Source organism: Neisseria sp. HMSC074B07 (genome assembly GCF_001810355.1).
GTDB lineage: Bacteria > Pseudomonadota > Gammaproteobacteria > Burkholderiales > Neisseriaceae > Neisseria.
The window spans coordinates 3,592-14,288 of the sequence record NZ_KV800901.1 but is presented as its reverse complement, the minus strand read 5'-3'; the positions used below and the strand labels follow the sequence as shown (position 1 = coordinate 14,288).

The following is a 10,697-nucleotide window of genomic DNA, read 5'->3' as shown; positions in this document are numbered from 1 at the left end:
TCATGATGCAGTTTGGCGCGGAGAAAAAAGACGGGACGAAGCGCAGCGAAGCCGAAGTGCTGGCGATTTGGGATACGGTTTTGCCGACTTTGAAACCTGTGAAGCAATAGCGATGAAAAAGGTCGTCTGAAAATGGTTTTCAGACGACCTTTTTACCGAAAAGCAACTTATCGCGGCTCTTGCTGAGAGGGAAGAAATCGGGGTAAATATCGTTCGGGACATAAAGCAGAAAAACCTGCGCCCTCTTCTTTTGTTTGACGACAGAGAGGAAATCCCGAAGCGGGTCATGCAGACAAATCATGCTTTTTGCCGTGCCAACAAAAAACCTGCCGTTTTCGGCAGGTTTTTTATCGGATGACTCGCTGTATTACAGGCCGCTCAGACGGGCGGTGTCGTGTGCAATCATCAATTCTTCGTTGGTCGGGATAACAACGGCGACGGCTGAGCTGTCGGCAGTCGTAATCACGCCTGCGTTACCGAAGCGGGCTTTCAGGTTGGCTTCGTGGTCGGCTTTCAGACCGAGGAAGCCCAAGTAGCCGAGTACGCGTTCGCGGATGATGTCGGAGTTTTCGCCGATACCGCCGGTGAAGACGAGTACGTCCAGACCGCCGGCTGCCACAGCCATGCTGCCGATGTATTTGGCGAGACGGTAGATGAAGACGTCCAGGGCGAGTTTCGCGCCGGGATGGCCTTTGCCGGATTCTTCTTCGATGGTACGGCAGTCGTTGGACAGGCCGGACAAGCCGAGCAGGCCGGATTTTTTGTTCAACATGTCGGTGATTTGAGTGATTGTCATGTTGGCGTTTTCAGCGAGGAAGCCGAAGACTGCGGGATCGATGTCGCCGCTGCGCGTACCCATCACGAGGCCTTCCAGCGGGGTCAGTCCCATGCTGGTATCGCGTGATTCTCCGTTGGCGACGGCGGTAATGGACGCGCCGTTACCCAAGTGGGCAATCACCATGCGCAGGTCTTTTTTATCTTTGCCGAGGAAGCGTGCGGTTTCGTCGGCAACGAAACGGTAGCTGGTACCGTGCGCGCCGTAGCGGCGCAGGCCGTATTTTTCATAGTATTCTTGCGGAATGGCGTATTTGTAGGCGTGTTCCGGCATGGTTTGGTGGAAGGCGGTGTCGAAAACGACGACGTTGGGCAGGCCTTTGAAAATGCTTTGTGCGGCACGCAGGCCCAAGAGGTGCGCGGGGTTGTGCAGAGGGGCGAGCGGGATACATTTTTCGATGCCGGCGATGACTTCGTCGTCAACGAGGATGGATTCGCTGTACAGTTCGCCGCCACTGACAACGCGGTGGCCGATGGCGCCGATGCGGCTGTCGAGGCCGTGGGCTTTGAGTTCTTCCATCAGGGCTTCAACTGCGCCGGTGTGGTCGGGCTTGGCGGACAGGTCGACTTTGTGTTTTTCGCCGTTTACTTTGAACGTGATGTAAGCGTCGGGCAGGTTGAGTTTTTCGGCAAGGCAGCTGAGCAGGACTTCGCCGCTGTCGTTATCCAGCACGGCGCCTTTGAGGGATGAGCTGCCGCAGTTCAAAACTAGGATGAGTTTTTGGGTCATTTGTTGTGGCTCCTGGATGTTTCAGACGACCTGTGCGGGCAGTATCGGCAATCTGTTCTTTGTCGTGGATATACCGCCAAACATCTCCCGCAGGCATAGTGGATGCGCTTGAGGTTCGAGCCGGGCATCTGCGCGGCAGGCCGTATCGGTTGGTGGCGTAAAATCTATGAAAGAAAAATGATTGCTACATTCGGAATGGGGCAACTTTATGAATATTGCTTTCCGTGTGGTTTCTGCCGCCGCCGGTTGGACGGGGTCGTCTGAAATCGGTTGATGAATGTAAACCGCGCTATTCTAGCAAAAAACGGGGGCGGCTGCTTGGCTTAATGTTTGACTTGGAGCAGGCGGAAAGCGATAAAGGAAGATATTGATGTTTAAAGGGAAACGGTTTGTTTTCAGACGACCTGTCGAACGCGGGGGCGTAAAGCCCTTTGCAGGGGCGTGTCAAACTGTTACATTTAGAAAGTTTTTGTATTCACTATGTCGTCTGAAAACAGCGGCAGCCTTTTAAGATTCTTTGATATGCACTATTTCAGTATCCATACGCAACAAGGCGCCCATGTGGGCTTTTTCATCATGCTGCCGGATGATGAATCCGAAACTCAGCCGCAGAGCGGGCGTTTCGCCGTCAAGCTGCAAAGTGAAGAAGGCGTGGCGGCGGAGGTTTTGGCGCCTTTCGGGCAAACCGAGATTCCGCAATATTGGCGCGTCGTGAAAGACCGTATCGAACTGTTTTTTGACGACGCCCCCGTCGGCTCGCTGCGCAACGAATATCTGACCGTATCGGGACAGACTTTTGTCTTAACCGATTTGACCGGAGCGATGTGATGGAAAGTATGTTTATCTTAGTGCCCATCAGTATTATTTTGGCGTTTGCCATCGGCTATTTTTTCTGGTGGTCGGGCAAAAACGGGCAGTTTGACGATCTCGAAGGACCGGCACACCGCATTCTGATGGACGACGATTCCACCGACAAACTGCTTGAAAACGAAATAGAAAAAGAAGAACAAGAATCCGAAAAATGAGCCTCAAAAAAGACAATCTGAATTTCCCGACCAGCCGCCGTTTCGCCCCATTATTCGGGACGCAGTTTCTGGGCGCGTTCAACGACAATATGTTCAAAACCGCGCTGTTTGTGATGATCAGCTTCTACGGTTTGGGCAAAAACAACTTCCTGCCCGCCAGCCAAATGCTGAACTTGGGCGCGTTGCTGTTTATCCTGCCGTATTTCCTGTTTTCCGCGCTGTCGGGACAACTGAGCACCAAATTCGACAAAGCCGTCTTGGCGCGATGGATCAAAGTATTGGAAATCGTCATCATGGCGGTGGCGGCGTTCGGCTTCTATATCCAGTCCGCCCCGCTACTCTTGGTCTGCCTGTTTTGCATGGGCGCGCAATCGACGTTGTTCGGCCCGCTGAAATACGCCATCCTGCCCGATTACCTCAACGACAAAGAGCTGATTATGGGCAACAGCCTGATCGAATCAGGAACATTCATCGCCATTTTGTTCGGTCAGATTTTAGGCACGTCCGTCGCAGGCTTGCCGCCCTCCGTCGTCGGCATCTTAGTCTTGCTCGTCGCCATCGGCGGCACGCTGACCAGCTTCTTCATGCCTAACGTCCCCGCCAAAGCCCCCAACACCAAAATCGAATGGAACATCGTCAAAGGTACGCACGCGCTCCTGCGCGAAACCGTGCAATATGATTCCGTCTTCACATCCATCATCGGCATATCATGGTTTTGGTTTATCGGCTCGGTGTACACCACCCAACTGCCGACTTTTACGCAAATCCATTTGGGCGGCAACGACAACGTCTTCAACCTCATGCTCGCCCTATTCTCCATCGGCATCGCCGCCGGCTCGGTGTTGTGCGCCAAACTCAGCCACGAACGCTTGCTCTTGGGCTTGGTAACCGTCGGCACGACGGGTTTGACCGTATTCGGCTTGATTTTGGTATGGCTGACCCAAGGGCAACGCTTTACCGAGCTCAACGGCATCACTTGGTTCCTGTCGCAAGGCATGGCGTATCCCGTCATGCTCGTCATGACGCTGATCGGCTTCTTCGGCGGCTTCTTCTCCGTCCCGCTCTACACTTGGCTGCAAACCGCCAGCAGCGAATCCTTCCGCGCCCACGCCGTCGCCGCCAACAACATTATCAATGGCGTGTTCATGGTATCGGCTGCCATTTTAAGCGCGGTACTCTTGATGCTGTTCGACAGCATTTCCCTGCTTTACCTGATCGTCGCCATCGGCAATATCCCCTTGATTGTTTACCTGATCCAGCGCGAACCCCGTTTCTTAAACGATATGGGCAAGATATTTCACAATATCGGCAAACGGTAAGCCTAAGCTTAAAAAAGGTCGTCTGAAACCCGAAATCTCGGTTTCAGACGACCTTTTTTTGAATCCGTCCAAAGCGGTCGGTATTCAATTATGAAGTCAGCGCAGCTTTGAGGATTTTGTTGACTTCACCCATATCGGCTTTGCCCGCCAACTGGGTTTTCAACACGCCCATGGCTTTGCCCATGTCAGCCATTCCGGAAGCTCCGGTCATGGCGATTACGGTTTCCACGGCAGTGCGGATTTCTTCGGCAGACATCATTTGCGGCAGGTAGCGGTGCAGGATTTCGATTTCGGCATTTTCTTTGTCCGCCAGGTCCTGACGGCCTGCTTCGGCGTAGATGTTGGCACTGTCTTTGCGCTGTTTGACCATTTTGGTGATGATGGCAATCACTTTGCCGTCATCGGCTTCGGTGCGCTCGTCCACTTCAAATTGTTTGATGGCGGCATTGATGAGGCGGATGGTGCTTAAAGCAGTTTGATCTTTGGCACGCATCGCGGTTTTCATGTCTTCGGTTAATTGTGCTTTCAGGCTCATGGGATGACTTTCAGGAAAAGATGGAAGATGGTATTGCACATACTGCCTTAGGGATTCTCTATTTTTCAGACGACCTATTATCCTAGGGGCTGTCGACATTTAATTTTCCAAGTGGATTTTTGTTCACAAAGCGGAAGATTCAAGGCGGAAACCGCAACAAGGTTGGACACCTTGTGAGGATTTCCAACGCAGAAGATACCGCTTGGGGGATAAAAAGACACGGAAACTATTGAATGTCGACAGCTCCTAAAGGTCGTCTGAAAAACAAAACACACCGCAGGTCAAGCCTTGCGGTGTGTTTCGGCATCACAGGGCAGACCTGCAATTGATGTTTAGTACATTTTAGGAGGCAGTTGTTGGCTGCGCAGGCGTTTTTGCAGGCGTTTTACGGCTGCGGCTTTTTTGCGTTTGCGCTCGGTAGTCGGTTTTTCGTAAGCTTCACGGGCGCGCAGCTCGGTCAACAGACCGGTTTTTTCTACGGCACGTTTGAAACGGCGCATGGCTACTTCGAAGGGTTCGTTCTCTTTAACGCGGATTGCAGGCATTTTATTTCCTTTAAATTGAATTCTGGTTTCAAACCGCCGAAAGGGAGAAAGGTAAAAGGGGCGGTTTGTTAAAAAGTGGTTGTTTGTATCTCGGGTGTCTTGCGACCGGCGGGATACGCGCCGTGATGTAAACATCACCTCCTAACAAGTCGGCTTGCGCCGTATATGCCGTCGATGCGGCTGCAAATGAATTGCGGGATTATCTTTGATTGCGTCGTTTCTGTCAAGTTTGAAGGTCGTCTGAAAACCTTGAATATCGGTTTTCAGACGACCTTTGTGGTATTTCGCGCTTCTTACTGATTTTGCGAAAGTATCTTCCGGATTTTTAAGAAGACTTAAACCCTATCTTGCGGCAAAACGGCATCGGCTTTACCGCCCTTCTTCCGTTAGCTTCGGACTACTTTGCGCACTTGGGGAATGGCGTGCAGATTGTGAATAATTTGGTTGATTTGCGCCAAATCCTTCACTTTGATGATGAACTTGAATTCGACAAAGCCTTCCGTACCTGCCAGCGCTTTGTTGGGGGTTTCGACGGACTCGATATCCGCGCCGGAATTGGAGATGGCTTGCGCCATAAGGGCGAGCAGGCCGTGGGCGTCTTCGGATTGGATACTGAGTCCGGTGCGGTAGGTATGGCTGCCTATGCCTTCCCAGTTCGCATCAAGCTGCTGTTCGGGGTCGGATTTGAACAGGGTCGGACAGGTATCGCGGTGGATAATCATGCCTTTGTCTTTGACCAAAAGGGCGCGGACGGAATCGCCCGGGACGGGGTGGCAACATTCGGCAAAATGGATGCGGCCGGTTTCTTGGTCGTTGACTTTGATGGGGCTGAGTTTGACTTCGCTGCCGAAGTGCTGCCCTGCCAGTTCGGCGATGTGCATGGCGACGTACACGGGCAGGGTATGCCCCATGCCGACGTTGTAGAGGACTTCTTCAAACGAGGTTTGTTTGTCGTTGAGGTCGGCGAGGTATTTTTCTTTGAGGTCGTCTGAAAGCAATACGTCTTTGGGCAACAGGCTGGACAGGGCTTTTTGCAGGAGGTTTTCGCCGAGGACGATGGCGTCGTGGCGGTTGAGGTTTTTGACGTATTGGCGGATGGCGCTGCGCGCGCGGCTGGAAACGGTGAAATTCAGCCATGCCGGATTGGGCTTGGCGTGTTCGGAAGTGATGATTTCAACGGAATCGCCGGTTTTGAGTTTGGTACGCAGGGGCATCATGGTGTTGTTGATGCGCGCGGCAACGGTTTTGTGTCCGATGTCGGTGTGGACGGCGTAGGCGAAATCAATGGGCGTCGAGCCTTTAGGCAGGGTGAGAATTTTGCCTTTAGGCGTCAGGATGTAGACTTCGTTGGGGAACAGGTCGACTTTGACGTGTTCGAGGAATTCGATGGCGTTCGCGCTGCTGGCTTGCAAATCGAGGATGTTTTTGAGCCATTGGTTGGTATGGAGGACGGCTTGATCGACGGTGTTTTCGCCGGATTTGTATATCCAGTGGCCGGCGATGCCGCCTTCGGCTACGGCATCCATTTCGCGCGTGCGGATTTGGACTTCAATGGGCAAGCCGTAAGGACCGACTAAGGTCGTGTGCAGGCTTTGGTAGCCGTTGCTCTTCGGGATGGCGATATAGTCTTTGAAGCGGCCGGGTTTGGGCTGATAGAGATTGTGCAGCGCGCCCAGTGCGGCGTAACACGCGGGAATGCTGTTGACGATGACGCGGAATCCGTAAATGTCCATGACTTCGGCAAATCGCAATTTTTTCGCCAACATTTTTTGATGGATGCTGTACAGGTTTTTTTCCCGACCTTTGATTTTGGCTTCGATGTTCGCGCCGACCAAACGCTGACTGAAGGCGCGCAAAACTTTGCCGACGACGTCGCGGCGGTTTTTGCGGCTGTTGTCCATCGCTTTTTTGAGGGTTTCGTAACGGTTCGGGTGGAGGTTTTGAAACGATAAATCCTGAAGCTCTTGGTAGGCGTTGTTCAAGCCGATGCGGTTGGCGATTTGGGCGTAGATTTCGAGGGTTTCTTTGGCGATGCGGCGGCGTTTGTCGGGACGCATGGAGCCGAGCGTGCGCATATTGTGCAGGCGGTCGGCGAGTTTGACGACGATCACGCGCACGTCTTTGGTCATGGCGAGGATGAGCTTGCGGAAACTTTCCGCCTGATGCTCGGCATGATCTTCAAATTTGAGTTTTTCGAGTTTAGAAAGCCCGTCCACCATCTCGGAGATGGTTTCGCCGAATTCTGCCGCCATTTCGATTTTGGATACGCCCGTGTCTTCGAGTACGTCGTGCATCACGCCCGCGCACAAGCCTTGTATGTCCATGTGCCACAACGCAAGTTGCGTGGCGACGGCAAGGGGGTGGGTAATGTAGGGTTCGCCGCTTTTACGGGTTTGTCCGTCATGGGCGTGAAAGGCGTAGGCGACGGCTTTTTCAAGCTCGGCCTGTTCGGATGGGCTGAGATAGGAGGCGGTACGGAACAAAAGTTCGCGGGCTTCGGCAGTCAGCGCGTCGTAGGGGGCAGTGGGCTGGGGGGCGGGCATTTCAGACGGCCTTCGGTGTGTGTTTTGTTTTGAGCCGTCAGACTGTATCGGTCGGATGTGTCGCGCCGATACAATCCGCGCGGCGGTTGGGCAGGTTTTGCCTGCCGGTATTATTTGTTGCGGGTCAGCAGTTCGGTACCGATTTGACCGGCGGCGATTTCGCGCAGGGCGGTAACGGTCGGCTTGTTGTTGCGGATATCGTCAACCATAGGGGCGTTGCCGTTTTCAAGCTGGCGTGCGCGGCGGGCGGCGACGAGGGTCAGGTCGAAATGATTGGGGATTTTGCCTGTGCAGTCTTCAGTGGTGATACGGGCCATTTGTTTGCTTTCTTTCTATTAATTTGTGATGGAATGTAAATGCGTATTTTCGCTGTTTTTCAGGAATTTTCCAACAGGTTTGAGATAAATCCTTGCTGGGAAGATTTTTTCAGACGACCTGCTTTGATGATGTGGAGCAGATCGGCTTCCGCTCTGTCTAAATCATCGTTGACAACGATATAGTCAAACAGGACGGATTGTTCGATTTCGTGACGCGCTTTGGAGAGGCGGGTTTGGATGACTTCCTCGCTGTCGGTGCCGCGCCCGATAAGGCGTTCGGCAAGGACTTCGAACGAAGGCGGTAGAATGAAGATGCTGCTGGCTTCGGGCAGGGATTTGCGTACCTGCGCCGCGCCTTGCACGTCAATTTCCAAAATCACATCGTAACCCTCTTCGCTAAGGGAATTGACCCCCGCAATGCTGGTTCCGTAATAATTGCCGAAAACGTTTGCGTGTTCGAGAAAGGCTTTCTGTTTGATTAAAGATTCAAATTCCTCTTTCGGAACAAAATGATAATGCACGCCATGCTGTTCGCCTTCGCGCGGCTGGCGGGTGGTGTGCGATACGGAGACGCGCAAATCGGCGTTGTTTTTCAAAAGACGGGAAACCAGCGTGGTCTTGCCCGTGCCGGAAGCGGCGGAGATGATGAAAATATTGCCTTTTTTATGGGATTTCATGATTTTGGTACCGATGGGATTATCTGTTGATTGTAGCATACAGGGCGTGTAATTTCATGTTCAGACGACCCTTACACACATTCCCAAACGCCGCGTCCATCGGCAGACAACGGCTTAACGGCGATACCCGACCTCCGGCAGGAAACCCACGTCTTTCTAAACTCTTGCTATAATTGCCCGCTATACACAAATAAGCCTGCAAAGACACACCATGAGCCACACTCCGCTACTCGATACCGTCGGCAGCCCGCAAGATTTGCGCCGTCTGGATAAAAAACAGTTGCCCCAAGTCGCCGCCGAGCTGCGGGAGTTTCTGCTGGATTCGATAGGCAAAACCGGCGGGCATTTCGCCAGCAATCTGGGCGCGGTCGAGCTGACCATCGCCCTGCACTATGTGTACGACACACCCGAAGACCATTTGGTTTGGGACGTCGGCCATCAAAGCTATCCGCACAAAATCCTCACCGGCCGCAAAGATCAAATGCACACCATGCGCCGCTACGGCGGCTTGGCGGGTTTCCCCAAGCGCAGCGAGTCCGAATACGACGCGTTTGGCGTGGGTCATTCCTCCACCTCCATCGGCGCGGCTTTGGGCATGGCGGCGGCAGACAAGCTCTTGGGCAGCGACCGCCGCAGCGTTGCCATTATCGGCGATGGTGCGATGACGGCGGGTCAGGCGTTTGAAGCCTTGAACTGCGCGGGCGACATGGACGTGAACCTACTGGTCATCCTCAACGACAACGAAATGTCGATTTCCCCCAACGTCGGCGCGCTACCGAAATACCTCGCCAGCAACGTCGTGCGCGATATGCGCGGCGTGTTGAGCACCATCAAGGCGCAATCGAGCAAGGTTTTGGACAAGCTGCCCGGCGCGATGGAGCTTGCCCAAAAAGTCGAGCACAAAATCAAAACGCTGGCGGGCGAAGCCGAACACGCCAAGCAGTCGCTGTCTTTGTTTGAAAACTTCGGCTTCCGCTACACCGGCCCCGTGGACGGCCACAACGTCGAGCATCTGGTTGACGTATTGAAAGATTTGCGCGGCCGCAAAGGCCCGCAACTGCTGCACGTCATCACCAAAAAGGGCAACGGCTACAAACTTGCCGAAAACGACCCCGTCAAATACCACGCCGTCGCCAACCTGCCCAAAGACATTTCAGACGACCTCAAAACCGCAACGTCGTCTGAAAAAGAAAACAAACCCGCCACCAAACCGACCTATACGCAAGTGTTCGGCAAATGGCTGTGCGACCAGGCGGCGGCAGATTCCCGATTGGCGGCGATTACCCCCGCTATGCGCGAGGGCAGCGGACTGGTCGAATTCGAACAACAATTCCCCGACCGCTATTTCGATGTCGGCATCGCCGAGCAGCACGCCGTTACCTTTGCCGGCGGTTTGGCTTGCGAAGGCATGAAGCCCGTCGTTGCCATTTATTCCACCTTCCTCCAGCGCGCCTATGACCAACTGGTGCACGATATCGCCCTGCAAAACCTGTCCGTTTTGTTTGCCGTCGACCGCGCGGGCATCGTCGGCGCGGACGGCCCGACCCATGCCGGTTTGTACGATTTGAGCTTCTTGCGTTGCGTGCCGAATATGATTGTCGCCGCGCCGAGCGATGAAAACGAATGCCGCCTGCTGCTTTCGACCTGCTATCAGGCAGACGCCCCCGCCGCCGTCCGCTATCCGCGCGGCACGGGAGCAGGCGCGCCCGTTTCGGACGGCCTCGAAACCGTAGCCATCGGCAAAGGCATCGTCCGCCGCCAAGGCGAGAAAACCGCATTCATCGCCTTCGGCAGCATGGTCGCCCCCGCATTGGCGGTTGCCGACAAACTGAACGCCACCGTCGCCGATATGCGCTTCGTCAAACCGATAGACGAGGAACTCATCGTCCGCCTCGCCCAAAGCCACGACTATATCGTTACCGCTGAAGAAAACGCCGAGCAAGGCGGCGCAGGCAGCGCGGTGCTGGAAGTGTTGGCGAAACACGGCATCTGCAAACCCGTTTTACTTTTGGGCGTTGCCGATACTGTAACCGAACACGGCGATCCGAAAAAACTTTTGGACGATTTGGGCTTGAGTGCCGAAGCAATGGAAAAACGCATACGCGGATGGCTGCCGGCGGCTTGAACTGAAGCTGCAATGAAATATAGTGGATTAAATTTAAATCAGGACAA

Annotated in this window: 10 protein-coding genes; 4 read left to right on the top strand and 6 right to left on the bottom strand. The window is 53.8% G+C overall.

Going from position 1 to position 10,697, the window contains the following annotated elements:
* Positions 1-367: 367 nt before the first annotated feature.
* Positions 368-1,564: an acetate kinase gene (locus tag HMPREF2726_RS01435; protein WP_009312415.1), complete on the bottom strand. Its 1,197-nt coding sequence runs from the start codon at positions 1,562-1,564 to the stop codon at positions 368-370.
* A 522-nt stretch (positions 1,565-2,086) separates the two neighbouring features.
* Between HMPREF2726_RS01435 and HMPREF2726_RS01430 the strand changes: the two genes are divergently transcribed.
* The 3 genes from HMPREF2726_RS01430 to HMPREF2726_RS01420 are packed head-to-tail and all read left to right on the top strand — an operon-like array spanning position 2,087 to position 3,908.
* On the top strand, positions 2,087-2,392 hold the full coding sequence (locus HMPREF2726_RS01430; protein ID WP_019270221.1) for an HLGFF motif protein: 306 nt from the start codon (positions 2,087-2,089) through the stop codon (positions 2,390-2,392).
* Positions 2,392-2,589, top strand: a complete 198-nt coding sequence (gene ccoS, locus HMPREF2726_RS01425) for a cbb3-type cytochrome oxidase assembly protein CcoS (RefSeq protein ID WP_003744897.1) — start codon at positions 2,392-2,394, stop codon at positions 2,587-2,589. The genes HMPREF2726_RS01430 and ccoS overlap by 1 nt, the downstream gene beginning before the upstream one ends.
* The gene (locus HMPREF2726_RS01420; RefSeq protein ID WP_009312420.1) at positions 2,586-3,908 is read left to right on the top strand and encodes an MFS transporter; all 1,323 of its coding nucleotides are present in this window, start codon (positions 2,586-2,588) and stop codon (positions 3,906-3,908) included. Before ccoS ends, HMPREF2726_RS01420 begins: the two co-directional genes overlap by 4 nt.
* A gap of 88 nt (positions 3,909-3,996) precedes the next feature.
* On the opposite strand, the gene HMPREF2726_RS01415 is transcribed toward HMPREF2726_RS01420, so the two are convergent.
* The 5 genes from HMPREF2726_RS01415 to gmk all read right to left on the bottom strand — a co-directional run bounded on the left by HMPREF2726_RS01415 (position 3,997) and on the right by gmk (position 8,525).
* Positions 3,997-4,443 (bottom strand): GatB/YqeY domain-containing protein, encoded by a 447-nt coding sequence (locus tag HMPREF2726_RS01415; protein ID WP_003744883.1) that lies wholly within the window; start codon positions 4,441-4,443, stop codon positions 3,997-3,999.
* Positions 4,444-4,775: 332 nt separating this feature from the next.
* Complete coding sequence (gene rpsU / locus HMPREF2726_RS01410; protein ID WP_002214819.1) at positions 4,776-4,988, bottom strand: 30S ribosomal protein S21; 213 nt, start codon at positions 4,986-4,988, stop codon at positions 4,776-4,778.
* Positions 4,989-5,374: 386 nt separating this feature from the next.
* Entirely contained in the window at positions 5,375-7,531 is a 2,157-nt protein-coding gene (locus HMPREF2726_RS01405) for a RelA/SpoT family protein (protein ID WP_070601942.1), read from the bottom strand.
* A 110-nt stretch (positions 7,532-7,641) separates the two neighbouring features.
* Complete coding sequence (gene rpoZ, locus HMPREF2726_RS01400) at positions 7,642-7,848, bottom strand: DNA-directed RNA polymerase subunit omega (protein WP_003740638.1); 207 nt, start codon at positions 7,846-7,848, stop codon at positions 7,642-7,644.
* Between the two features lie 59 nt (positions 7,849-7,907).
* Positions 7,908-8,525, bottom strand: coding sequence for a guanylate kinase (gene gmk / locus HMPREF2726_RS01395; protein WP_070601949.1), 618 nt, complete (start codon positions 8,523-8,525; stop codon positions 7,908-7,910).
* Positions 8,526-8,736: 211 nt separating this feature from the next.
* On the opposite strand from gmk, the gene dxs reads away from it, so the two are divergent.
* The gene (gene dxs / locus HMPREF2726_RS01390) at positions 8,737-10,650 is read left to right on the top strand and encodes a 1-deoxy-D-xylulose-5-phosphate synthase (protein WP_070601940.1); all 1,914 of its coding nucleotides are present in this window, start codon (positions 8,737-8,739) and stop codon (positions 10,648-10,650) included.
* Positions 10,651-10,697: the final 47 nt, after the last annotated feature.

Coding starts and splice junctions, on each gene's coding strand:
- HMPREF2726_RS01435 (WP_009312415.1), bottom strand. CDS start 1,564: ATGACCCAAAAACTCATCCTAGTTTTGAACTGCGGCAGCTCATCCCTC.
- HMPREF2726_RS01430 (WP_019270221.1), top strand. CDS start 2,087: ATGCACTATTTCAGTATCCATACGCAACAAGGCGCCCATGTGGGCTTT.
- ccoS (WP_003744897.1), top strand. CDS start 2,392: ATGGAAAGTATGTTTATCTTAGTGCCCATCAGTATTATTTTGGCGTTT.
- HMPREF2726_RS01420 (WP_009312420.1), top strand. CDS start 2,586: ATGAGCCTCAAAAAAGACAATCTGAATTTCCCGACCAGCCGCCGTTTC.
- HMPREF2726_RS01415 (WP_003744883.1), bottom strand. CDS start 4,443: ATGAGCCTGAAAGCACAATTAACCGAAGACATGAAAACCGCGATGCGT.
- rpsU (WP_002214819.1), bottom strand. CDS start 4,988: ATGCCTGCAATCCGCGTTAAAGAGAACGAACCCTTCGAAGTAGCCATG.
- HMPREF2726_RS01405 (WP_070601942.1), bottom strand. CDS start 7,531: ATGCCCGCCCCCCAGCCCACTGCCCCCTACGACGCGCTGACTGCCGAA.
- rpoZ (WP_003740638.1), bottom strand. CDS start 7,848: ATGGCCCGTATCACCACTGAAGACTGCACAGGCAAAATCCCCAATCAT.
- gmk (WP_070601949.1), bottom strand. CDS start 8,525: ATGAAATCCCATAAAAAAGGCAATATTTTCATCATCTCCGCCGCTTCC.
- dxs (WP_070601940.1), top strand. CDS start 8,737: ATGAGCCACACTCCGCTACTCGATACCGTCGGCAGCCCGCAAGATTTG.